The 25,079-nt window shown below is 50.7% G+C and carries 21 protein-coding genes; 16 read left to right on the top strand and 5 right to left on the bottom strand.

Annotation, left to right across the window (positions count from 1 at the left end):
- Nucleotides 1-190: 190 nt before the first annotated feature.
- The 16 genes from ACYVJM_RS09465 to ACYVJM_RS09390 all read left to right on the top strand — a co-directional run bounded on the left by ACYVJM_RS09465 (nt 191) and on the right by ACYVJM_RS09390 (nt 15,206).
- Complete coding sequence (locus ACYVJM_RS09465; RefSeq protein ID WP_461147978.1) at nt 191-1,171, top strand: NADH-quinone oxidoreductase subunit B family protein; 981 nt, start codon at nt 191-193, stop codon at nt 1,169-1,171.
- Nucleotides 1,172-1,257: 86 nt separating this feature from the next.
- A complete protein-coding gene (locus ACYVJM_RS09460; protein WP_461147977.1) occupies nt 1,258-2,853 on the top strand; it encodes a nickel-dependent hydrogenase large subunit in 1,596 nt (531 codons plus the stop codon).
- Between the two features lie 117 nt (nt 2,854-2,970).
- On the top strand, nt 2,971-3,447 hold the full coding sequence (locus ACYVJM_RS09455) for a hydrogenase maturation protease (protein WP_461147976.1): 477 nt from the start codon (nt 2,971-2,973) through the stop codon (nt 3,445-3,447).
- Nucleotides 3,447-3,752 carry a hypothetical protein gene (locus ACYVJM_RS09450; protein WP_461147975.1) on the top strand — a complete coding sequence of 102 codons (306 nt, stop codon included), beginning with the start codon at nt 3,447-3,449 and terminating at the stop codon, nt 3,750-3,752. Before ACYVJM_RS09455 ends, ACYVJM_RS09450 begins: the two co-directional genes overlap by 1 nt.
- A 9-nt stretch (nt 3,753-3,761) precedes the next feature.
- A complete protein-coding gene (locus tag ACYVJM_RS09445; RefSeq protein WP_461147974.1) occupies nt 3,762-5,261 on the top strand; it encodes a tetratricopeptide repeat protein in 1,500 nt (499 codons plus the stop codon).
- A 34-nt stretch (nt 5,262-5,295) separates the two neighbouring features.
- A complete protein-coding gene (locus ACYVJM_RS09440) occupies nt 5,296-5,637 on the top strand; it encodes a hydrogenase maturation nickel metallochaperone HypA/HybF (protein WP_461147973.1) in 342 nt (113 codons plus the stop codon).
- A 37-nt stretch (nt 5,638-5,674) separates the two neighbouring features.
- Nucleotides 5,675-6,382: a hydrogenase nickel incorporation protein HypB gene (gene hypB, locus ACYVJM_RS09435; protein ID WP_461147972.1), complete on the top strand. Its 708-nt coding sequence runs from the start codon at nt 5,675-5,677 to the stop codon at nt 6,380-6,382.
- Nucleotides 6,383-6,471: 89 nt separating this feature from the next.
- A complete protein-coding gene (hypF, locus tag ACYVJM_RS09430; RefSeq protein ID WP_461147971.1) occupies nt 6,472-8,829 on the top strand; it encodes a carbamoyltransferase HypF in 2,358 nt (785 codons plus the stop codon).
- Nucleotides 8,807-9,082, top strand: a complete 276-nt coding sequence (locus ACYVJM_RS09425; RefSeq protein WP_461147970.1) for a HypC/HybG/HupF family hydrogenase formation chaperone — start codon at nt 8,807-8,809, stop codon at nt 9,080-9,082. Before hypF ends, ACYVJM_RS09425 begins: the two co-directional genes overlap by 23 nt.
- Nucleotides 9,079-10,215 carry a hydrogenase formation protein HypD gene (gene hypD / locus ACYVJM_RS09420; RefSeq protein WP_461147969.1) on the top strand — a complete coding sequence of 379 codons (1,137 nt, stop codon included), beginning with the start codon at nt 9,079-9,081 and terminating at the stop codon, nt 10,213-10,215. The genes ACYVJM_RS09425 and hypD overlap by 4 nt, the downstream gene beginning before the upstream one ends.
- A 107-nt stretch (nt 10,216-10,322) precedes the next feature.
- Nucleotides 10,323-11,357, top strand: coding sequence for a hydrogenase expression/formation protein HypE (hypE, locus tag ACYVJM_RS09415; RefSeq protein WP_461147968.1), 1,035 nt, complete (start codon nt 10,323-10,325; stop codon nt 11,355-11,357).
- Between the two features lie 90 nt (nt 11,358-11,447).
- Nucleotides 11,448-12,566, top strand: coding sequence for an NHL repeat-containing protein (locus ACYVJM_RS09410; protein WP_461147967.1), 1,119 nt, complete (start codon nt 11,448-11,450; stop codon nt 12,564-12,566).
- 18 nt (nt 12,567-12,584) lie between these two features.
- Complete coding sequence (locus ACYVJM_RS09405) at nt 12,585-13,211, top strand: urease accessory protein (RefSeq protein WP_461147966.1); 627 nt, start codon at nt 12,585-12,587, stop codon at nt 13,209-13,211.
- 87 nt (nt 13,212-13,298) lie between these two features.
- Nucleotides 13,299-13,532, top strand: coding sequence for a hypothetical protein (locus tag ACYVJM_RS09400; RefSeq protein WP_461147965.1), 234 nt, complete (start codon nt 13,299-13,301; stop codon nt 13,530-13,532).
- Nucleotides 13,507-14,076, top strand: coding sequence for a bifunctional nuclease family protein (locus ACYVJM_RS09395; RefSeq protein WP_461147964.1), 570 nt, complete (start codon nt 13,507-13,509; stop codon nt 14,074-14,076). The genes ACYVJM_RS09400 and ACYVJM_RS09395 overlap by 26 nt, the downstream gene beginning before the upstream one ends.
- A gap of 224 nt (nt 14,077-14,300) precedes the next feature.
- Entirely contained in the window at nt 14,301-15,206 is a 906-nt protein-coding gene (locus ACYVJM_RS09390) for an alpha/beta fold hydrolase (protein WP_461147963.1), read from the top strand.
- Nucleotides 15,207-16,780: 1,574 nt separating this feature from the next.
- Here the strand turns inward: ACYVJM_RS09390 and ACYVJM_RS09385 are convergent.
- The 5 genes from ACYVJM_RS09385 to ACYVJM_RS09365 form a co-directional block, all read right to left on the bottom strand.
- Nucleotides 16,781-18,391, bottom strand: a complete 1,611-nt coding sequence (locus ACYVJM_RS09385) for a right-handed parallel beta-helix repeat-containing protein (protein WP_461147962.1) — start codon at nt 18,389-18,391, stop codon at nt 16,781-16,783.
- A gap of 376 nt (nt 18,392-18,767) precedes the next feature.
- Nucleotides 18,768-21,236, bottom strand: a complete 2,469-nt coding sequence (locus ACYVJM_RS09380; protein WP_461147961.1) for a gliding motility-associated C-terminal domain-containing protein — start codon at nt 21,234-21,236, stop codon at nt 18,768-18,770.
- A gap of 105 nt (nt 21,237-21,341) precedes the next feature.
- Nucleotides 21,342-22,214 (bottom strand): hypothetical protein, encoded by an 873-nt coding sequence (locus tag ACYVJM_RS09375; protein ID WP_461147960.1) that lies wholly within the window; start codon nt 22,212-22,214, stop codon nt 21,342-21,344.
- A 55-nt stretch (nt 22,215-22,269) separates the two neighbouring features.
- A complete protein-coding gene (locus ACYVJM_RS09370) occupies nt 22,270-23,697 on the bottom strand; it encodes an MBOAT family O-acyltransferase (protein ID WP_461147959.1) in 1,428 nt (475 codons plus the stop codon).
- A gap of 37 nt (nt 23,698-23,734) precedes the next feature.
- Nucleotides 23,735-24,946, bottom strand: a complete 1,212-nt coding sequence (locus ACYVJM_RS09365) for a glycosyltransferase family 2 protein (RefSeq protein WP_461147958.1) — start codon at nt 24,944-24,946, stop codon at nt 23,735-23,737.
- Nucleotides 24,947-25,079 lie beyond the last annotated feature (133 nt).

Here is a 25,079-nt window from a genome sequence, read left to right as displayed (position 1 = left end):
CTGTAAATTCTCCTGTTTCCTGTTAACAATCAGGTTTTGTCCTGCGCTAGCTCATGGTAAGTCTGCGAGACGGGTTCCACCTTGCAAATCAGTTAGAAAAGAATTAGAAAAAATTTTCTAATTCAGAATTATAATTATATTTGTACTTCTTATAATTCAAAAATTCCGAACCCTTATACCCCCGTTTCGCATGGCTAACGTATTATGGCTTCAGGGAGGAGCGTGCAGTGGCAACACGATGTCGTTCCTGAATGCCGAGGAACCCACGGTTGTCGATTTAGTAACCGATTTTGGTGTCAACATCCTCTGGCACCCGTCTATTGGCCTTGAAATCGGCGATCAGGTAACGCACTTGCTCAACGATATTGTCAGCGGCCGTACGCAGTGCGACATTCTCGTTTATGAAGGCAGTATCATTCAGGGACCGCATGGGACCGGAACCATGAACTACTTTGCAGATCGTCCCATGCAGGACTGGGTTCGGGATTTGTCGAAGGTAGTTGGCTATGTGGTCGCCATTGGTGATTGTGCTACCTGGGGTGGTATTCCCGCCGTAGCCCCCAACCCCAGCGAGTCGACCGGAATGCAATTCCTGAAAAAGGCCAAAGGCGGCTTCCTTGGCTCCGATTACGTGTCGAAGGGTGGTTTGCCCGTTATCAATATTCCCGGTTGTCCGGCTCACCCCGACTGGATCACGCAGATTCTGGTGGCCATCGCTACCGGGCGTATCGGTGATGTGCTCATTGATGAGTATCACCGCCCTAAAACATTTTTTACGGATTTCGTTCAAACGGGATGCACCAACGTTATCAGTTTCGCTCAGAAAGTCGACGGCGGATTTGGTAAGCGGGGCGGGTGTTTATTTTATGAAGTCGGTTGCCGTGGCCCCATGACCCGCGCCAGCTGTAACCGGATTCTCTGGAACCGGCAATCGAGCAAAACCCGCGCCAACCACCCCTGTCTGGGTTGTACGGAGCCGGGTTTTCCCCACCACGACCTGGAGAAGGGCAGTGTCTTCAAAACGATGCATTACCTTGGTTTCCTCCCCAAGGAAACGCCCACCGGGACGTCGAAACTAGGTTACTATCTACGGGCCGGTTTCGAGAAAGTGGTTTCCGGCAGTGAGCGTGTGGTTGGCGTCGATCAGCCGCAGTTTTCTTCATCCAAATAATATATTGAGCGAAAGAAGGAAGTGATCTTCAGGAAGTATAGCACTCGTTCGTTCATTCACACTTTTGCTCTTTGATTAATCTAAACATGGCAACGCAGAAAGAACTAAATATTTCGCCGGTTGGGCGGGTTGAGGGCGACCTCGATGTGAAGGTATATATGGAAGATGGTGTCGTAACACGGGCGCATACACAGGCGGCCATGTTCCGGGGCTTCGAGAAAATTATGGAGGGCAAAGACCCGCAGGCGGGGTTGATCGTAACGCCCCGTATTTGCGGAATCTGCGGTGGTTCACACCTTTACTGTGCCTCGTCGGCGCTGGATACAGCCTGGAAAACAACCCTGCCGCCCAATGCGCTGCTGCTGCGGGCCATCGGGCAGGCTACCGAAACGATCCAGAGTATACCCCGCTGGTTCTACGCCATTTTCGCTACGGACATGGCGAACAAGAAATTTGCCAATAAACCCCTCTACGATGAGGTAGTGAAGCGGTTTGCGGCTTATGTGGGTACTTCGTTTCAGCGGGGGGTTACCGCCAGCGGACGTCCGGTAGAGGTGTACGCTCTTTTTGGCGGGCAGTGGCCGCACTCGAGTTACATGGTGCCCGGTGGCGTCATGTGTGCCCCCACGCTTAAAGACATTACCCGCGCCCATGCCATCATGAACCAGTTCCGGAAAGACTGGCTCGAAACGCTCTGGCTGGGTTGCTCCATTGAGCGGTACATGCAGATCAAAACCTGGGACGACCTGATGGCCTGGGTGGAGGAAAACGACTCACAGCGTAATTCGGACCTGGGGCTGTTTATCCGGGCCAGTCTGGAGTTTGGTCTGCATAAGTTTGGGCAGGGAGTGGGTAAGTTCGTTGCTTATGGTACGTATCTGCACAAGGACCATTACCAGAAACCAACTGTAGAGGGCCGTAATGCCGCGCTGATTAGCCGGAGCGGTTTCTTCGATGGCAGTAAGTATCATGTTTTCGATCACCTGAGCATCAAGGAACACGTGGGCCATGCCTGGTATGCGGATGTGCCGGCGGCTCACCCCTGGGACGAACCCATGCCAACGCCCTTACAGTCGCATACGCTGCACGATTCGAATTTTAATGAAAAATATAGCTGGTCCAAAGCGCCCCGCTACATGGATATGGCAGCCGAAGCCGGTCCGCTGGCCCGCGTGATCATGAACGCCAATCCGGACAATCTGCTGCCGCATCAGGTTTATGACCCGCTGTTTGGCGATGTGCTGGACAAAATGGGTGCCAACGTATTTACCCGAACGTTAGCCCGCGTTCACGAAGCCGCCCGACTATATACGCAAATTGACGAGTGGCTCCGGCAGATCGATCTTAACAGCGAATTCTATATCAAGCCGGAAGAGCGCGATGGGAAAGGGTTCGGGGCTACCGAAGCGGCCCGTGGAGCGCTGGCGCACTGGATCGAAATCGAGAACGGTGTTATCAAAAACTACCAGGTTATGGCCCCCACGACCTGGAACGTTGGCCCCAACGACGACCGGGGCAATCCCGGCCCCATCGAAGCGGCTCTCGAAGGAACCGAAATTGAAGACCCGCACGACCCCGTCGAAGTAGGCATGGTAGCCCGTTCGTTCGACTCCTGTCTGGTCTGTACCGTTCACGCCCACGACGGCAAATCGGGTGAGCAACTGGCTAAGTTTAAACTATAAATTAAACGGGTGAAAGAGCGAATGAGTGAAGTCGGACCGCCAAAGCGGAGCGAACGTCAGTATACCTGCTAACCTTCGCTACGGCACTCTTTCGCTCTTTCACTCGATCACTCATTGATGAAAAAAACTGCCATAATGGGGTTCGGTAATCCTGTTCGTTCGGACGACGGCGTGGGTTGTTACGTGATCGATCGACTTCGGAAATCGCTTGGTGAACAGCCCGACGTTGGCTTGTTTGATATGGGGACATCGGCTTTCGAGGTGCTGTTCCAGTTGCGGGGGCACGAACGGATTCTGATCGTCGATGCGGTGGTCAACACAGGCGAAGAGCCCGGCACACTTTACAAGCTGCCCGCTCACGAGGTGGAAGCCGCTATTGAAGACGATCCGATGGTGTTTCTCCATAGTCTGAAGTGGAATCAGGCGCTTTCCTATGCCCGAAAGATTCTGCTCAACGACTACCCCGACGATGTACAGGTCTACCTCATTGCGGTCGACAATACGAAGCTGGAAGTCAGCTTGTCCGATGCCGTAAGAGCCGCCGGTGACCGTGTTGTTGCCTTAATTGAGGATTCGTTACTGGTTACTCGTTGATGATCTGCCTGAAAAATAGCTATTTACTCATCGGGGCGTCGGTGGCCAAAGAGGCTTTTGGTGATGATCTGCAGGTAAGTGTCGTATACTATCCCGACCGGCAAACGCTGCTGGTGGCAGGGAAGTCGAAAGCGTTTTTCGAGAAGATGCACAAAACCAGCTGGTTACTCCTGAAAGACCGGAATCTGTTGGGCGACAAGTCGCTCAATATTCGCGAATGGCTAATCGACAACGATCTCGACGATTCGGATCGTGATCTGCATTATGAGTTGAAAACGACCGGAATTCTGAGCATTACGCTTTAATCCTTCCTTATGCTTTATCTAACTATTCGAACGGATACCATCGCTTCTGTTGCCCAGGCCATTGAATCCGAATTCAGGCTCAATGAACTGGTGCAGCTTGTGTCGATCTCCGATACGAAGGCTGATCCTGACACGATAGTCGTTGCCGAAGGGATCATTCAATTACCGCTCGACTGGAGTGAATCGCTGCCGCCGGTTCTCTTACCGAACCCGTTACCCTTCTCACCCGAAAATTTGCTGACAGTGCTGTTTATGCAGTTAGCTAACTGGGAGAAGGCGTACGAACATGGGCGGCACGATCGCTCGCTGGTCGATGCTGTCGATCTGACAAACCGCCTGCAGGCGGGTGTAGCGGTGGAAGCACCGGCGCGGCCGGTCAATGGGGTTGGCACGTTTGAAACCTACCGGCGCTGGCACAACCGGGCAGTGGCGCTGCATTACGGCAACCTCGAAACGGAGGTTGATAACAAGGATATATCGGAAGCGTATCAAACAGCCCTGAGCCACGCGCCCAATCCTGACTACACGGCCTACACCACCAAGCACTACGCCACGCTGCTGCTCGACACCGGGCAGTTAACAGCCGCAAATCTGGTGCTGGCAGAAGCTGCTACCGCCGAGCTAAGCGATGCCGCCAGACACGAGTTGCTGGCGGTTCAGTACGCCGTTTGGTTACAGCAACTCGTCGTTCCCTACGATGCCGTCCTGCTCGAACAGACCAAAACGGCCCTCTGGCAGGTATTGCAGTATTATGAAACTCAGCAACGCACTATTCAGGTGGGCTTGTTGCTGGTCGATGCGGCTCAGGTGGCCAACTACACGAATAGCTTTGCCGAAGCCCTTGGCTACATCAGTCGGGCAGTGACCATCTTTCGAAATGCGGAGGTGACCGAACTGCTGGCCAATGCGTTATACCGCAAAGGCGTCTTGCTGTATACCTGGGCGCAGAGTGGTAACCCACAATTTTACCGCCCGGCGATGGAAGCATATCAGGAAGCACTTAAAGTATTTACCCAGCAAAATGCCCCGGCCGTTTTTGCCGAGATTCAGCATCACCTCGGGGTAATTTTTGCCGAGATTCCGGACGAAGTCAAGAAGAAAAGTATCTGGGCGGCCGTGTCGTCAAGTTCGTTTCAGCAGGCGCTGGCTTATTTTACGCGGGAGGAGTTTCCGTATGAATACGCCACCATCTGTAACCATTACGCCAATGCCCTGACAAAATACCCGCAGGCCGCCAAGTCCGACAATTATGCCAAAGCCATCGGCTATTACCGCGATGCCCTGCGGGTGCGTACAGCCGAAGCTTATCCTTACGAACGGGCATTGACCATCCTCAACTACCTGGAAGCGGGCTGGTACGTGGGCGAAGATGACCCCGAAAACCAGCGTGCTCTCTACAACGACATGGTCAAGAAGGCCGGTGAAGTGCGGTTTCTGGTGACAGATGAAGCACTTATCAACGATGCCGAACAGCACTTGCTGCGACTGGGCGAGTTGGTGATTGGTTAGCTCTTGTACAATAACCAATAACTCAATCACCAACATGCACGAGATTTCTCTGGTCCGTAACATTTTCAGGACACTGGAAGACGAGTTTCCGGCCGATATGAGCCGGATACGGGGAATTTACTTGAAGGCCGGACTCCTCTCGAATGTGCAGCCGATACTAATGCAGAATGCGTTTGCGGCCGTTTTGGAAGACGAGCCCCGTTACCAGCAAACGAGTCTGCATGTTGACGTACTGCCCATTCTGATTTATTGCGATGTGTGTGACAAGACGACCGAAGTGCAGCAATATAAGTTTGTGTGCTCCTGCGGTAAGCCCAGCCGAAACGTCGTTCAGGGCGAAGAGTTGCTGATCAGCAAAGTGGAGTTCGATGATTAAGCTGGTTATTGATTGCCAGCTACTACCAACCAAACCTATGACAACTGCCAGACCGAAATCCAATCAGGCTTCTGTGGGAGCCGTACAATGCGAAAATACCACGTTGAATCTGCTCAAGGTCAATGATTTTGTAGCAAAAGCCATTCGGGATCGTCTGCCCGATGTGCTGGTCATCAATGTTTGCTCATCGCCGGGAAGCGGCAAGACCACGCTCATGCAGGAAACCGGCAAGCGACTCCGCGGGCGACTCAACATGGCCGTCCTGGTGGGCGATCCCGAAACCGAACGCGACGCTATCCGGATGCGCGATGTAGGCATCAACGCTCTGCAAATCGTAACGGGCGGCATGTGCCACATCGAAGCACAAATGATTTATCAGGCCCTCGATCATATCGACCTGACAGGCGTTGACCTGCTGTTTATCGAAAACGTAGGCAACCTCGTCTGTCCGGCCGCCTTCGATCTGGGCGAAGACTTTCGCGTTACGTTGCTGGCATCGACCGAAGGCGACGACAAGCCCAAGAAGTACCCGCGCATGTTCCTAACCAGCGAACTTATGGTCGTTTCCAAAGCCGATTTACTGCCATACGTTCCGTTTAAGGTCGAAAATGTAATTCAGGACGCCCGCGACGTGAACCCCGATATCGAGGTGCTCACCATATCGAGCACCACCGGCGAAGGTCTCGACGCCTGGTGCAACTGGCTGCTGGCCAAAGTTGAGCAGAAAAAAGGTGTTGCTGTGTAGAGATGCATCGTTGCGTCTCTACACAGCAATATCTGCGTTAAATAAAACCACCCGGTCAGGAGACGCATTGATGCGTCTTTATATACGCCATGACATTCCATCTTCATCTTATCGGACAAGTGCAGGGCGTGGGCTTTCGGCCATTCGTCTGGCAACTGGCGCGGTCGATGAAATTGAAAGGGTCTGTGAGTAACGGAGCCGATGGGGTACATATCTATACCAATTCCGACCCGGAAACAGTGCATGTACTTGCCCATCGTGTTCGGATCGAAGCGCCTGCACTAGCCCGAATCCAATCGGTGGAGATTGCCATAGTTGAGCCAATTGATTTCTGGGATTTTACCATTGTGGAAAGTCAGATGAACGGTCCGGCATCGCTGTTGCTAACGCCCGATCTGGCACTTTGCGATGCCTGCCGGGCGGAGATGAATGACCCGACCAATCGGCGTTCCGGGTACGCATTCACGACCTGCACGCACTGTGGCCCGCGCTACTCGATTCTTCGCCAACTCCCGTACGACCGACCAACGACGACGATGGTCCCGTTTGCTCTGTGCGCTGACTGCGAACGGGAATACCATGATCCGGCCGACCGGCGGTTCTACGCACAGACGAACTCCTGCCCCAATTGTCCGATTGAGATCTGCGTTTATGAGGCATCAGGTCGTCAACTGGAGGCAAGCCAAGCTGTATTGCTCCGCACGCTGACTTCTAGTTTGCGGGGAGGTTGTATTGTGGCTGTAAAAGGAATCGGCGGCTTTCTGCTGCTATGCGATGCGACCAATGTAGAGGCCATCCATCAACTCCGCCAACGAAAGCACCGGCCAACAAAACCGCTGGCCATCTTATACCCCGGCATAGACCAGCTACAGCAGGACTGCTACCTGGCTGACGACGAACAGGCTTTACTGATGAGCCCGGCATCGCCCATTGTGGTACTCGATAAACGACCTCAGCTACCCTCAGGGCTGGTTGCCGATCAGATTGCGCCCGGCTTACACCAGATAGGTGTTATGCTGCCGTACGCACCGTTGCTGGCGTTGCTGGCCGGTGCCTTTGGTAAGCCACTGGTCGCCACGAGCGGAAACAGCAGCGGTTCGCCCATTTGCTACACCAACGAACAGGCTATGGACCAACTGCCCGCCGTGGCAGACCTGTTACTCACCCATAATCGGGAAATCGTTGTGCCGCAGGACGATTCGGTGGTGCGCCTGTCGCCGACCTACCGCCAGCCTATTATTCTGCGTCGTTCGCGGGGGTTGGCACCCACGGTCATGCTATCGGATTTCACCCAAACGACGGCCAATGTGCTTGCCCTCGGGGCATCCCTCAAAAGTACATTTGCCTGGCAGTTACGGGGAAATACGTACGTTAGTCAGTACCTGGGAGACCTGGAGAGTTACGACACCCAAACAAATTTTCGCGCCACTCTTGATCACTTCCTGACGCTTTTTAATGCCACCCCCGATGCCGTTCTGGCTGACCAACACGAAGGCTACTTTTCTACCCAGTTAGCACATGAACTGGCCGCGACCTGGGGCGTTCCGCTCATAGCCATTCAACATCACGAAGCGCATCTGGCGGCCGTGCTGGCCGAAAATAGGCTGATGGAGCAGGCTGGGCCGGTTTTAGGCGTCATCTGGGACGGAACCGGTTATGGAACAGATGGGCAAATCTGGGGAGGAGAGTTTATCAAATTCGAAGATGGCGCGTTTGAACGGGTAGGGCATTTCGCCTATTTCGATGCGCTGCTGGGTGACAAGATGCCCCGCGAACCCCGGCTTTCGGCACTGTCGCTGGCTTTTAACGTACCAGGTGCCGCTGAGTTGTTACGGTTAAAATTTAGCGAAAAAGAGTGGAATCTGTACGCAAAACTGCCAGAATTAGTGAACGGGTCCGGGGGGGGGAGCAGGTTGAAAACCAGCAGTGTGGGGCGGCTCTTCGACGCGGTGGCTGCGCTGCTGGGTCTTGCCGATAAAGTCAGTTATGAGGGTGAAGCCGCCCTGCTGCTGGAAAATGCTGCCGCCCGATACATTCGGATGAATGGCTACCCAATCGGGAAAAGTTACCTGCCCGGAACCCTGCTGACGACCCAGATTCCAACGCAATTTATTGTAGCGGCTGTAGTAAACGATCTTCAGGCTGGGCTGCCCGTCGATCAGATTGCCGCTTTATTTCATTATACGCTGGTGCAGGCTGTCGCGGCTGTGGCGCGGCAAACGGGTAGTCGGCAACTGGCTTTTAGTGGGGGCGTCTTTCAAAACGCGTTGCTGGTCGACTGGCTGCGGCATGCACTCGAACCGGCCCATCAACTCTATTTTCATCAACAGCTTTCGCCCAACGACGAATGCATCTCGTTCGGGCAGATTGCTCAGTATGCACTGATTACAAAAAACACAGTACACGTTAAACCCGAAACTGCTCATGTGCTTAGCCATTCCCGGTAAAATAAAATCCATTGACTACCAGTACGACGGCCTCGTTCGCATGGCCCGCGTAGCCTTTGGCGGTATCATTAAAGAAGCCAGTCTGGATATGGTTCCGCTGGCGAAAGAGGGCGACTATGTGCTGGTTCATGTAGGGGTCGCCATCAGCATCGTCGATGAAGAAGAGGCCGAAAAGACGTTTGCCTATCTCCGCGAGATCGGTGAACTGGATGAATTAACAGAAAGCAGCCAAATTGATCGTCACGCCCTATGAAACACCTTACCGAATATCGCGACCCTGACCTGGTAGAGCAGTATGTTCAGGAACTGCACCGAACGGCCACCCGTCCCTGGACGATTATGGAAGTGTGTGGCGGGCAAACTCACGGCCTGGTTAAAAACGGTATCTTGAACCTATTGCCTGAGTTTGTCACGATGGTGCATGGGCCGGGTTGTCCGGTCTGCGTGACGCCCGTTAACCTGATCGACAAAGCGGTTTATCTGGCCGAAGAAAAAAATGTGATACTCTGCTCCTTTGGTGATATGATTCGGGTGCCGGGCTCCACCAAGAGTCTGCTCGATGCGAAGGCGGGCGGGGCCGACGTTCGGATTCTGTACTCCCCGTTGGAGGCCGTTCGGCTGGCGCGCGAAAACCCCGGTCGCGAAGTGGTGTTCTTCGCGGTAGGCTTCGAAACAACGGCTCCTGCCAATGCACTGGCTGTGGTACAGGCGCAGAAACTGGGGTTCAAAAACTTTTCAATTCTGGCATCGCATGTGTTGGTGCCCCCGGCTATGGAGGCTGTTATTCAGGACGATGATACCCATATTCAGGGTTTTCTGGCTGCGGGCCACGTTTGTGCCATCATGGGTATCGATGCCTATGGACCGCTTGTTGAGCAGTACAAAATGCCAATGGTTGTAACCGGATTTGAGCCGGTCGATCTGTTGCAGGGAATCCTGATGGTGGTGCGGCAACTGGAACGGGGTGAGTACCGACTCGAAAACCAGTATGCCCGGGTGGTACGTCCGGAAGGAAACCCCGAAGCCCGGCGCATCATCGAACAAGTGTTCGAAACCGTCGACCGCGAGTGGCGGGGTATCGGAACCATTCCCGGCAGCGGCTGGGCCGTACGTCCGGAACTGGCTGCTTTCGACGCCGATCGTAAATTTTCGGTTTCCATCGCCAAAGCACCCGAATGCCTCGATTGCATTGCCGGTCTGGTGCTGAAAGGCATTAAAAAACCGAATGAGTGCAGTCAATTTGGGCGAACCTGTACCCCTGAACGCCCGCTAGGTGCGCCGATGGTATCGTCGGAGGGGGCCTGCGCGGCTTATTATCATTTTTCAACTGTAGAGCCCGCACCGGCGGACCGGCAATCCTTTGCGGTTCCTGTGCATGAGCAATAGCCGTCTGGTTTAATGATTCAAAAAATATCCGGTCATAAGACGCAAGGGATTGCCGGTCCGCCGGTGCGGGCTCTACAAAAATAACATCTATGCAACTTCATTGTCCAATGCCGAAACTCGATTTCGACATCATTACGCTCGGGCACGGCAGCGGGGGCATACTGACCAATAAATTACTTGAAGCGGGGGTATTCGATCTGCTCAGTAATCCATTGCTCGATACGCACCACGACGGCGCAATGCTGAACCTGACGGGGCGCGTAGCCTTCACGACTGACAGCTATGTTGTTTCGCCCGTATTTTTTCCCGGCGGCAACATTGGCGAACTGGCCGTTAATGGCACTGTCAACGATCTGGCCATGTGCGGGGCTGTTCCCAAATACTTATCACTCGGATTTATTCTGGAAGAAGGCCTGACCATGGCCGAGTTCTGGGATATTCTGGTCAGCATAAAAGGGGCGTCTGAACGGGCCGGTGTGCAAATCGTGACGGGCGATACCAAAGTTGTTGAGCGTGGGAAAGGCGATAAGATTTTTATCAATACCTCCGGCATCGGCGAACTGCACCCGAAAGCCGACATCAGCGTAAAAAACGTGAGGGCAGGGGATAAGGTCATTGTTAGCGGTAATATTGCTACGCATGGGATGGCCATTATGTCGGTGCGGGAGGGGCTGGAGTTCGAAACCACCCTGACCAGCGATACCGCTCCCTTAAATCAGGCTGTATTGGCCCTTTTGGATGAGTTTGGTCCGGCGGTTCATCTGCTGCGCGACCCAACTCGTGGGGGCGTGGCTACTGTCCTGAACGAAATTGCCCGCGACCGAAACGTTGGGGCAACCCGTCTGGGAATCGACCTGAAGCAGGCGGCTATTCCGGTACTCGACGAAGTAGCCGGGGCCTGCGAACTGCTGGGCTTGGACCCACTGTATGTGGCCAACGAAGGTGTTTTTCTGGCGATTGTGGCGCCCGAAGTAGCGGACGCCTTTGTCCATCAACTCCGAACACTGCCGTATGGACAGTCGGCTGCGATCATTGGCGAAGTCGTAGCGGAACATCCCGGTCAGGTTGTGTTAACGAGCCGCATCGGTGGTCGCCGGGTAGTCAACATGCTGGTTGGTGAGCAATTGCCAAGGATTTGTTAATGGGTATAGAGTAATAGCTAGCCCATTCTTAGAGGACCCTGAATAAATAAGTAGCCTACTAACCAATACCTTAATAATCACTAACCAGACATGTCATTAACCCAGTCGTTACCAACGCTTTCGCCATTGATGGAAACAAGCACCGTTTTTCGGGGGAGCCTGGGCCATCCGTTTCTGGCTCCGCGTGGTGTTTTTGCTGTCAATGGGCGACTGGTGGTGTCTGATACGGGCCAGAACCGCGTCTTTATCTGGAATCAGCTACCGACAGCGGAATATGCCGAACCCGATGTGGTGCTGGGGCAGATAGATGCGGTCGAAACGGGTCGAAATGCCGGTGGTAGCGTTGGTGCCGACACCTTGCAGTACCCATCGGGGCTGTGGTCGGATGGGGAGCGGCTCATCGTGGCCGATGCCTGGAATCACCGCGTTCTGATCTGGAACCACTTTCCAACGCAGCATGGTCAGCCTGCCGATGTGGTGTTGGGTCAGGCTGATTTCAGTAGCAATCAGCCCAATGCCAGAGGCATCGGTGCTTCGCCCACCGGGCGAACGTTAAATTGGCCCTATGGCGTAACGTCCGACGGGCATCGGCTCTGGATTGCCGATACGGGGAATCGGCGGGTGCTCTTTTTTGATTCTATTCCGAGCGAGTCGTTTGCTTCGGCAACGGCCGTAATTGGTCAACCGGATTTTACGGAGCGGGATTATGATTCGGCGAATCCGATCTGGCCGTATTCCGTTAAGCTTGGGCCAGAAGGGCAGATAGCCGTGGCTGATACACAATATTATCGAACACTACTCTGGCACAACTGGCGAATGGCACCCTACCAACCCGCCGATGTTTTGATTGGACAGGCTGATTTCGAGAGTAACGGACAAAATCAGTACGGCTTATTCCCGGCTCAACAGACATTAAGCTGGACTTATGATATACATTTTTACGGAGACGGCTTATGGGTTGCCGACACGGGTAATAGTCGGGTTCTGTGGTTCGATGCGGTACCAACCGAGCACAATCAACCGGCCACTAACCTGATCGGTCATGCTGGTTTCAATACGGGCAGCGAGAATGCCAACACCCGTTTCGGTACGGATAAGCAGCTATACTGGCCATTTTCCATCAGCACCGACGGGAACCGGATCGTCATTGCTGATACCGGCAACCACCGTATCATACTTGGTAAGCTAGGTGCCCAATGCGGTCAATAGCCATTAAAGATAACGCATATGCAAACGATATTTCCCCTTCTTCTGGCTTTAAGCGTTGGATTTGCCCATGCGTTTGAAGCAGATCATTTAGTGGCGGTCAGTACGATCGTTACCCGGCGAAATAATCTCTGGCTGGCGCTGAAAGATGGCGTTTTCTGGGGGTTGGGGCATACATCGACCATTCTGCTGGTGGGCAGTGTTTTTATGCTGGGGAGGTTTACCCTTCGGGCCGGCGACTTTCGCTATCTGGAAACAGGAGTGGGCCTAATGCTGGTTACATTGGGTAGTCTTAGGCTGTATAAATTGATGGTATTCCAGGGACTGACAGCCGCACATACGCCAATACACGAAGGGCACGCGCATAAATTAGCCTATGGAGTGGGCCTGGTACACGGGCTGGCGGGTAGCGGGGCTTTAATCCTATCCGTGCTGACGCAAATTAAAGGAACAGGTGCAGGTATGATCTACCTCGGGTTGTTTGGCATTGGCTCCATCATGGGCATGATGGTGGCAGCCGGCGCATTCAGCGTGCCTTTTTCCGTTCGCATGGTAACTAATCCAAGGGTGCGTACCATGCTGGTCATACTATCGTCGGTAGTTTGTATTGGCCTCGGTGCTACGGTTATTTATGAAAACGCAATGTAATTGGTTGTTGGTTACCGGTTATTAAGTTATCGGTTATTCGTTAAGGAACCCCCAATTACTATTAACAAATAACCAGAAACCATTCCCATGGAAAATTACAACGAAACAGATTTTGTGCTTTACGCACTGGCCGAAATGAAAATTCCGGTGCATCACCATATCGGTAAGCATATTACACTGGCAAATGGGTACCAGATCGAGGTTGAAAAGCGGGATTTATACCGATTAAGTGTCGACGGTTTCGTGATTTCGCCCTTCGGTGACATGGGTGAACTTTGCCAGTTTATTCAACGGAATGGATCGCCTGAACATGATGATTGATTTATCGATTATCGCCCTCTCGGAAAGCATTTCGAAGCCGGGTAATTACGCATTAATCCTGGAGGATGTTGTTGGCAAACGACGGATTCCGCTCATTATTGGTGCTTCAGAGGCCCAGGCCATTGCCGTAGCCATGGAGAAGATGCAACCCTTGCGGCCCTTCACGCACGATCTGTTCTACCAGACGCTGAAACAGATGGGAGCCAGTATGAAAGAGGCCATTATCACCCGCGTTCAGGATGAGATTTTCTATGCCAACATCAGCCTCCTGACCTCTTCGGGAGAAAGTTTCGCCCTGGATGCCCGCCCCTCCGACGCCATTGCTCTGGCCGTTCGCTTCAATTGCCCACTGCGTGCTACGACTGAAGTTGTAGACATGTCGGGTTATTTCGTCGATGATAAAACCCGCGATAAAAAAGGATCCTATGCCGAGTATACACTGGCTGAATTGGAAGAACTACTGGCTAAAATTATAAAAAAAGAAGATTACGAAAGTGCCGCCCGCGTTCGGGATGCTATTGACCGGCGCAAAGGCTTAAAATAATGCAGGTAGTACATAGTGACTCCTTCCGAAACGTATTTACTTGCCGTTTAATAGGTAGTTTAAATGGGCTTTTAATGTTTATTTATCTTGCGTGAAGAATATACTAATTATTTAATAGGGGCTATTTAGTAATTATTACGGCATAAACGCCCCTGTCTAGTCGATAAATAGTAGTGTATACAGGAATCGATAATCAAATCAACTGTCCAGTATGCCATTCGTTTATGAACTCAGCCAGTCATTCCCGTTATAAAAATCCGCACCACGCTGCTGAGTTCAATACCCGGTGGGCGCATCAGGTGCAGGAGTCAAATGGCCTTTCATTTGAGTCGGTTACGATACCCACCACATGGGGAGAAACTGTGGTGTGGATGCATACCCCAAAACGACGGGTTTACGAAACCCTGGTATTCTTCCCCGGTTTCAATACTAGTGCTTTGGTCTGGCTCATCAATCATGGTCTGGCCGGTTTGAGCAAAAATTATCGGCTTTGTTTAATCGAAATCAATGGACAGCCAGGCTTCAGTGATGGTTTGAGCCCTGGCGTTAATACCGATGAATACGGTATCTGGGCACAGCAGGTATTGGAACAACTGGGCATTGGCCGCGTCACCCTGATTGCTCACGCGCTGGGGGCGTTGATTAGCCTGAAGGTTTGCCGGATGGCTCCGCAACTGATAAAGAAGGCTATCTTAATCAATCCGGCAGGTATTCAGTCACTCACTCTTTCCTTTTATTTGTTGAGGTACTATTGGCTGGCCTCCCATGCGCCATCTTACGAATCGGTACAGTCATTTCTGCGGGAAGTCGTTTTTAGTCCGGCGTATACCCAGTTACCTCCTGGTCAGGAAAAACTGTTGATCGATTTTCAGGTAAACGCTTTTTCTACTTTTCAACTTACTCCCTGGTGGCATCTTGCCTTGCCTAAAGAAGAGTTGCTGGCTGTTCAGACACCACTTTACCTGTTGCTGGGTGCTCAGGATAAAATGTATCCTTACCAGGCTACACTAGAGCGGTCCATCCAGTACTTACCGTCTTTGGTAAGCGCAACTGTTTTGCCGGATTTGGGTCACGGTCTTCAGACTTGCCCTTCGGTTCAGCCAAGTATAAAAATGCTGCTTTCCCAGTGACCATCGCGTCTCCTCAAGTAAGGCAAAGCTTTCACCCTACTTAAGGAGATACTATGGTCTTTTTTAGCACCTAATCCGATCGTTACAAGGGTTTAAAGTTGGCTAATTCATCAAGATTAACTTGTTCCAGATAAGGCGCCAGACGTTGAGGTCTGGTAAAGGTGCAAATACAAATCAGGCTTCCATCATTCTTATCGTGACAAACCTCTGCAAAAAAATTATTGAAGCTATACAACTGGCGATTTCGACACATATCAGACCTGTGAGCCAATGGTACCCCCCAGAGGTGTAGAGCACCTTGCCGGATGAATAGCGGTTGACGATCAAAGCAAACACGGGAAATAGTCATAAGCGTTGAGTTTAACGAATACATAAATGAGGTTTAAAGTAATGTGTTCCGGGCTTGTTGATACACCATGAACAGCAGCCCGCTTACATCAATCATGAGGAATTGGTGATTAACATCTACGAAGATATGTTGTCCTGAAACATGTTAACACTTTGTTAATGCCTTCTTTGCTTTAACAACACTGTTCAATGGATAAGTTAGTGTGGTGGCGTGGTAAATTATTGATAGGGCGAGCCTACACGCTCACTGGTGCACGCTTGTCGGTAGGTGAGGCTGGTACTGATAAACTCATTACAAGTGATGCAAGCCAAATAACAGGCAAGTTGGGAAGAAAAAGTATAAACTATCACGAGTTTACCTTTAGCTGATAAAAGGAAATGTGGGCTAGTAACTTTATAAAGAATCAGTATAAAAGTGTATCAAATTTCAATAGTTGATTGAGCGTGTTTTTTTTCAATAGTAAGATAAAATTATATCAAAGAATAAGGAAGTTTTATTGTGCACTAATACTCAGAAGGCTGGAAATATGATGACTTTTTTTTGAGTCTCAGCGGTCGAAAAGTTTCCTTAATTAACCAGCGGTTTGGTTGCCGGATACTTTTTTTGTGCCTCGTTTAGTCATATAAATATTCATTCAAATAATGTGTCCCGTGATTTTATAATAGAATAGTTTATTGTTGCTACTGCTAAAAAAAAGCCTTTCTGTACCTAAGCAAACAAAGGTACAGAAAGGCTTTTTTTGAAAAAAAATGCACTATTCGCTTTTGTATTAATCATTTATTCGCCAAGCTTACGTATAACATCAAACCAAACGCTGCTAATTAAAGCCGCTTTATGAACTGCGTTGAATGTCAAGCTATAGAGCGTAAACTACAGCTAGTCAACGCTATCAAAAAAAGTAATCCTAACCAAAAACAGCTATACTGAAAATGGCTATGTACCTGCCGGAACGGAAGATCTTTAAGCCATAGGCAGCCAGTACAGTGCATTATCTTTAACGGGACTAATGGCTGCGTAGCGGACTAATGTTTGTTGCTGTGGGATCATCTATAAAAAGCCATTATTCACCTTATCTTTATCCGCATTCAATATAAACAGATAAGAACTTTATATGGAAGCTACTCCCCTTTACTATCGTCATCGACGAGTTCGATTAGCTTATGAGCTCATTGAGAATTCTGGTCGAAGATTTGTTAAATTTTCTAACTGGCTAAATGGAGTTGACTTACTGTTTAATGAACCGGCCTTCCAGCACATTAAGCTCCGATGTAATGACTTTAAAAACATATAAACCCGTTGGCAAAGAAGCCGTTTCGATCCGAACCTCGTTGGTGGTTGTAGCTGGTTTTATCGTTGTAACCGGTTTCCCGTCGACAGTGTAAACGGTGGCTTCAGAAATAGCTAATTCCTGATTCGTCAATTGCAAAAAGACTTCGTTTAAGCAGGGCGAAGGGAAGGAAAGAACCTGCCGCACCCCTACTTCGACACCTTCAAATTCGGCACTCAGACGAGCTCCAGCCGATGGGTCAAATTCGTAGGCACCAATATCCATTCCCTTGCCTTTAGGACGGCCTTTACCACCGAGGTCCGTCCTGACGCCCCAATAGCCATTGTTTATACCCTTGTCAACCAAAGGTGATCCGGATACTGGTTTAAAGTCGCTGTCAAATACCCCGTTCGACAAAGCCGAACTTAGGGAAGCTTCATAATAATTGGACGACTGGTTTACCTGGACGCCCGGCAGTATACCCAGTAATTTACCCACTCCCGACTGGATCACTGCATTGTTGGCCAGGGTGCTTTTATCCAGTTTGTTATACAGGGCAAACCCTTCCTTGCCCGTATTAATAATGGTATTGTTAGTGAATATGATGTTGTTACCGGCTGGGGTACCGGCTCGGTTGTCACAAAAAACACCTATGCCTCCAATGTCCTTAACCAGGTTATTGTAGATCGTATTGGTTCCGGAGTGACCAAGAATAATAATACCGTTGCCACTTACATTCTGTACGATGTTGTTGTAGAGTCGACCTGAAGAGCCGCCCGAAGCCTGAATACCGTTGTTCTGGTAGGTTGCAAATGGCGATATTCCAGTGTAATTGAGCACGTTGTTATACACCCGGTAGTCCGGCGCACAGGCAAACTGTATGCCTTCGGCACCGGTGCGCTCCACTAGGTTGTTGTAAATGGCTAGACCATAAATGTTGTGCGGATAAACGACTTTGCTCTCGCCGTCGCAGCTTTTGCTGATGCCGCTGTTCCAGAAAGAGTTGCCGATGTACATGCCCTCGCCGTAGGTGTCATGAACATAGTTGTCATGGACTTTGATGTTGTACATGGCGAAGTTGCCCCGCCAGGTGGCCGGGTTACAGGTGGGGTCCATCTTGATCATGATACCGGCGAAGCCGGTGCCCGAGACCTCCACGCGCTCAATCTCGAAATCGGAGCTAAAGCCCGTCACATTAATGCCCGATGCTCCGCTGGGGGTTTTAGTAAGACTTATACCGTATTTATAGTCGCTATCGCCCGAGCCGGTCAGCTTGACAAATTTGCTGTCGTAGAACTGGATACCATTTGTGCCGGTCGAGGTGCCTACCGTAACGAGCCCACCGCAGTTGACGAATTTAATAGGTTTACCCGACGCGCCCATTATGTTCTTGAAGTAGAGGTAGGGATAGTTACCGGCAGCGATGCAGATTGTCTGGCCGGGTTTGTAGCCCAGTGCCTTGCCATCGTACATGGCTGCTTTCGAGATGGTAATATCACAATCGCAGCTTTGGGCGAACAGGTGATAAAAAGAGGTAACAACTAAAATGGCAGTTAGAATAACTTTCATTTTGTTACGGTTTATATTTATTTATAAATTTAAATTAACGAATACATTAATTAAATATATCATTCGTTGTTTTTTGGACAATAACAATACGTTTAATTAATTAAAGAAGTAAGCTGACAATCAACATGTAGGATTTAAATATTCATTTATTGTAAAATAGTATACATATTTCCAAATAAATGTAATTATTCTAGGGGCTTTGGTAAAACCCTACATGATTGAGAGAAATTGATTTTGAAAAGACAATAATAAGTTAATTAATTGATTTGTTGATTAAACGGTCAAAAATTTATGCTTTTGTGTTAAACAATTATATATAGGTTACAAAAATTGACATAAATAACTATATTACTTGTTGATTGTAAAGAAAAGTAAATTAGCGCAAAAGCAAGACCGAACCCTTGAGTGGGGGCGTTGAGGAGGAGGGAAGGAGGATATAGGAGTACGTCCCGGTCGGTAGCGGCTTATCTCCGGAGGTGCCGTCGAAAGCACGATTGTATCCGTTTGCGGCATAGTAAACAACGTCGCCCCAGCGATTATAGATGGTGAGCGTTGCCTGAGGATACGCATCAATTCCGATTAATTGCCAGGTGTCGTTCAGGCCATCGCCATTTGGGCTAAAAGCATCCGGTATCCAGATGGGCTGTATGAGTTTGATTCGGATGGAATCCGCCCCCTGGCAACCCGTACTTCCGGTTACACGGAGGGTGTACTGAATATCGTCCTGTACATTAAGCGCCTGCACGTAGGGCTGATCGGAAGCGGAGAGATAGAAGGTTGGTTCCCAGGAGAACTGCACGGCCTGGCCCGTTAAGATGGGTTCCAAATCGACCGTGCTTCCTTTGTAAACCGTTAGCGTGTTGGGCAAGTCGACACCAGGTGGCATAACTACGTCGACCTGTTGCCGGATGGACTCGGCGGCACACGAGTTAGCCGAGCTTTGAATCGCGTAGGTCAGCTCGTGTCGGCCAATACCTGCCCGTTTCGGATTGAACTGATTGCCAGTTACGCCATCGCCCGAAAATGATCCGCCTGCCGGGTTGGCCTTTAACGTAATGAGTGGGCCGTCCGTACCACAAACCGGGGGGATGGAATCGAAGGTGATTACCGGCTTCGTCGATTGCCCGAGAATGAAAGGCGAAGAGGTGGCTTCGCAACCCGCCGAATCGACTCCCGTTGCCGTGATTTCGCCCGGCGTTTTCGTATAGAAAGAGGGCTTACTGTTTGAATCGATCGGCAGGCCATTAACATACCACTGATAGTGAGTTGCTCCACTGGCTAGCAGCTGTACGGAGTCGCCGGGACAAACAACGGTTTTGGCCGAAGGCGACGTCAGGGTAATTATCGGGTCTGGTCGCTGAGATACGGTTATCGTATCGGTGTTAATAATACAGCCCTGAGCCGCATCGTACAGGAGCGCATTGTAGTGCCCCGGTTGGGTAGCGGTAAGCGTTTCTCCCGTCTGATTGCTGAGTTCGGCCCCATCCCGAAACCAGCGGTAACCATAACCTGATGGTGCCGCTATAGGAACTGTACCGCCACTTTTGCAAACTAACGCAGCGCCTGTATACGTAAGGTTAGCCATTACGGAAGCATCGTTGAGACTCACTTTTTCGGAGCTTACTCGTTGGCTGCATCCCGAAGCGAGTGAAATGGCGACCCTGTACTCCCCCGGTTCCGAAGCGGTTAATTTAGCACTGGTCGCTCCGGCGATAGGTATGTTATTTTTGCTCCACTGGTAATTCCAGGCTACGTTCGCTGTTGTTTCCAGCTGAATTGTTTTGCCCGCGCATACGGTAGCTGTTGTACTGGTTGAAGGGCGGTTTTGAATGCGTATGACGGGGGTTGGTAGAGCCGCCAGCTGGCAGTCCAGAACCAGCAGTTGCAGGTCACGGCGAATCTCGCCTATTTTTATCCCTTTCCGAAACTCTTCGACCCGAACGGAAAAGACAAAAAGACCGGTTTGGCTGGCTTTGACCGAAAGAATACCCGTTTTGGCATTTATCGACAAGGATGGGTTACCGGGTATTGCCTGCTGTGCGTCGAAACCGGCACGCCAGTTAACTTCGGGGTAGGGGGCCGGTTTTATAACGGGTGTACTGGTGCTGATAATAAAGGTTCCGGCCAAAGGCGTAACCAGTGAGTAGCGAAGCTCATCTCCATCGGGATCGATTGCTACGGTAGCGAATGTGAATGGACTACCCACGCAAATGTAATCGCCGACAAGAGGCTGGAAAACGGGCGATGAGTTGGCAAAAGCCTGACCTGCCTGCCGGAGCGCCGGGAATTCCAGGTAAAAGAGAAAAGGAGTCGATTGCGGATTATTGAGATTTGCGACGTTCGCGTTACGACAGCAGTTTTGCTGAATCATGTAATAGCCCAGCGGGTCGCTGTAGGCATCGGCATCGAGTTGAATATCAGCTTGATAAATAACTTGACTAATACGGAGGCTGTTACTTAACGCGCAATTTGCATTAACGAACGGAACAGCTGGACGGTTGGTACTTGTGCTGTTCAGGAGGATAAACTCCGCCATTTTTTTTCCGTCCGATTTCCTGAAAATGACCACATCACTGGTGGCTTGCGGAAGGTTAGCCGTTTGCGCTTCATTATAATAGTAGGTCATTTTTACCCGAAAATGCCCTGGTGTACGATTGATCAGCACCATTTCGAGCTGCCCGCCAACAATGTGGGTTGCATATGTGTAAGTGGGTAACGCCAGGGTTAGGGCTATAAATAAGTGCTTTTGCCGTGGCCACGAAAAGTAAGCATGGAGTAAAGCCAGCAAGGTCGACAACCAATGGATGGAAGCCCTATCTTTTGTGGAAGGGTTGACTGGTTTCATGAATGACTTGACTTAAAATGACGGTAGCTATGTACGGATTCAGGCGCTGGCTCGCTGAAGGCTGATGGGCCGATTGACGACTGCATAAAAATGTACCAAACCCGTTTACCCCAAAATGGCGTCTTTCTTTAACCGGGCGATGTAGTGCAGGCTACCGTTCAGGTTGAGATGCTGATAATCGGTGAAAAACTCATTGCCCTGAATAGCCGTCGAATAATCGGCTACCGGCAAACCCGTGGCGGTAGATATTATGTTTTTCCAGGCCTGAAGGTGCTCTATTTTCGCGGCAAAAGCAGGGAGGTAGGGGTTGAGGACCAAATGCACCTCAATTCCTTTTTGCTGCGCCAGCTTTACCGTTTTGACCAGATTCTGTAAAATCTTCTCCGACGCAACGGTAAACCGATAAGGTTCCCGTGCCGCTAAAGCCGCAATCATGTTCGACGAAATGGTGCGGTTAACCAGCCATTTCTCATCAGCCCGGTTCAGGTAGTAGAGGGTTCGCTGAAATACCTCGCCGTTGTAGCGAACAAGATTGATCACTTCACCGGCAAGCCCCATCTTCGTATCGTAGGTTGTGATCAGGTTCGTTAAGTCTTTGGAATAGGGCGCGTAGCAACCGAATCCGAGGATCAGTTCTTTATTCGTTTTGTTACACATGGATACCTCGATGATCAATTTTTCGGGAGCCGGATTTCGCTCCAGATAATCTTCAAAGAGCGTATAGCCCAGATCCATGGGCATGGCGTTGTAACTCAGGTTGAAGCTTGTCCGACCGGTGATCTGCCGGACATACGGATCAGAAAAAGACAGCCCGCGGGAGTTGCCTAAAAATAAGATATGCGCTTTTGCCTCCCCTTTGTATAGCCGCGAATAGCGGAACTGACTGTTATTAACGAATCGATCGAGTAAAAATCCACCTAACCGGTCGCCGAATACGGTAATGCCGATGAGTGAAATAGTCCAGAGAATATGCTTCATGAAAAGAAAAAGTTTTGGGTTAGTTGAGTTCAGTTTTACGTTTGCATGGCCCTGGTTAAAACTGGAAGTAGATGAATGAATTAGCTCCGAAAGTGCCCATCAGGGCGATAATCCAGAAGATACAGGCGTAGGCAACAAGTCTCAGCACCGGTCGGCGAATCAGAAGTTGGGCATAGTGTACCCGGAAATTAGAAACCTCAACGGTGAGTAAGAGAGCAATCAGCAGAAAGCCTTTCAGCGCGATAAATTTGTTAGTGACGCTGGCCCAGTTAAAGTTTTCAAAAGAGAGTACGCTGCTGATTACCTGATCGGCCATCGTGAATGTCGGGCTGCGGAAATAAATCCAGGCAAAACAGGTCAGGGCGTAAACAAGCAGCATATCCAGTCCCTGCCGGACAACCACGGGCAGGTGCAGCACCTGATAAAGCCGACGGCCAAAGGGCTCGATCAGGCGTTGAATGACCTGATAGGCCCCATGCAGAAACCCCCAGAACAGAAATGTCCAGTTGGCACCGTGCCAAAGCCCGCCAATCAACATGGTGAGCATCAGGTTACGGTAGGTTTTGAGCTTACCACCCCGGCTACCCCCCAGCGGAATGTATAAATAATCACGAAGCCAGGAGGATAGGGAGATGTGCCAGCGTGTCCAGAATTCCGTGAAGCTTCGGGAGAAGTAAGGGGTTCTGAAGTTTTCTACGAACGTAAACCCAAGAATGCGGGCCAGACCAATAGCAATGTCGGAGTAACCCGAAAAATCGCAGTAGATCTGAAATGAATAGAAAATAATGCCCAGCAGTACGTGGAACGACGACAGGGTGGCAGGCAGTGAGAAACACTGCTCCACAAACGGAGCCAGAGAATCGGCAATAGCGACCTTCTTGAAGAACCCCCACAGTACCCGGGTGAGGCCCGACATGAACCGGTTCCAGTTCCAGGGTTTATCGGATTTAAACTGGGGGAGAAAGTCCCGTGCCCGCACAATAGGCCCCGCCACCAGTTGCGGAAACAGGGAGACGAAGGCGGCAAAGCGAACCAGGTCGCGTTCGGGTTCAATTTCACGGCGGTAGATATCAACCGTGTAGCTCATCGACTGGAACGTGTAAAACGAAATGCCAATTGGCAGAATAATCGTTAGGGTCGTCTCGCTGGGGTGAAAACCAAAGACCTGTACCAATTGGCGGAACGACTCCGCGAAGAAGTTGAAGTACTTGAAAAAGCCGAGGAAAAGGAGATTGGCGGTTACGCTGAAGTAAATCAGACGTTTTCGGAAGCGTTCGTCTTCGGAGCGCACCATCAAAATGCCCAGGGTATAATCCATCAGTGTTGTCAGACCGATGAGTCCCAGGAAGCGCCAATCCCACCAGCCATAAAACAAATAGCTGCCCAGCAAACAAACCCATAGCCGGGCCCGACCCTCCAGCGAGAAATAAACCAGCAGGAAGACGGTAATGAATACCAGAAATTCTAAGCTGTTAAAAACCATTGCAGTATAATTTAAACTATCAGATCAATAAAAATCACTAGGCCGCCCGGCGCACCTTCTCCCAGATTCCGGTGTCGTTGCCACGCCGGTAGCGAACATAGCCTAACAGCGCACAACCGTTCATGAAAGAGAAGTAATAGGGTACGAACAGCATCTTGACGCGTATCTGCCGGTCCTCCAGATAGTATCCCAGCAGGGCTGCCAGATAAAAGCCAAGCTGAGCCACGAACAGCCCCTGGTACAGCGTGGCCGAAAAAAGCCCGTTTCCCGGCAAAACGAGTAGTAAACCATTGAGCAGGAGAATGAGCGGCAGGCAAAACGGAGCGACGGCCCAGCGCATAACCCGGTGTGATGTGTACTGAAAAGACAGCCAGCCGTATCGGTATATGTTGAGTAGGGGCTGTAAACGGGAGATCGCCTGAAAACCGCCCGCGGCAATGCGTACTTTCCTCTTTTTCTCGTCACTAACCGAAAAGGAAGGTCGCTCCAGTGCGTAGGCATCCGGCTCGTAAACAACCCGGTACCCCCTTTCGGCAATACGCAGCGAAATCACAAAATCGTCCAGCAGCGTGTCTTTCTCAACCTGTTCGTAGAGGTCCGTTCGTATGGCAAACAGTTCGCCCGCGGCCCCTACCACGCTATGGAGTTCCGTATCCAGGCGTTTTAGGAACGACTCGTACTTCCAGTAGAGCCCTTCTCCCGCGCCTACGGCGGCTTCACTGCTTAGCAGCTGAATTCGCTTTTCGCCCGCTACAGCGCCCACGTTGGGATCGTCGAAATGCCGGATTATGTGCTGGATAGACGCGGGGTTAAGCGTTGTGTTGGCGTCGGTAAAAATCACAAAAGGGGCTTTGATATAGTGCATAGCCTGATTGACCGCTTCAATTTTGCCCAGTCGTTGATGGCCCCCCATAACATGGACGCGCGGGTTCGTGGCGGCATACTGTTCCACCAGTTCCGTTGTTCCATCTGTTGACCCCTCCGTTACGAAAAGGATATGCAGCTTATCGGGTGGGTAGTTGAGCGCCAGTGAATTAGTGATCTTTTCATTGATGCAGTCCCGTTCATTATAGGCGGGCACAACGAGCATCACATCAGGTACAAATGAGCTATTGTTGGGTATGGAGCGTCTCCGGCCCATAAGCTTGCGCAGCTTGACAATCAGGTAGATCAGGAGTCCGTAGCCCAAATAGGTGTAGAGTACGGCCAATAACATCAACAGAAGAAGTACTTCAATCAGCAGTTTCATAAATCTGATTTTGAGGGGTTAATAATGCCTGTATTGCTCTTTCGTGTACCCTGCCAGGTAATTGTTCAGAGCCAGACTTTGTGTGTCGACTTAGGGGCATCCGGGCCAGTTTTCGGCATAACTGGCTGGTTCG

The organism is Spirosoma pulveris (assembly GCF_054781875.1).
Note: the sequence above shows the minus strand (reverse complement) of the source record. Positions and strands in the feature narration are given on the sequence as shown.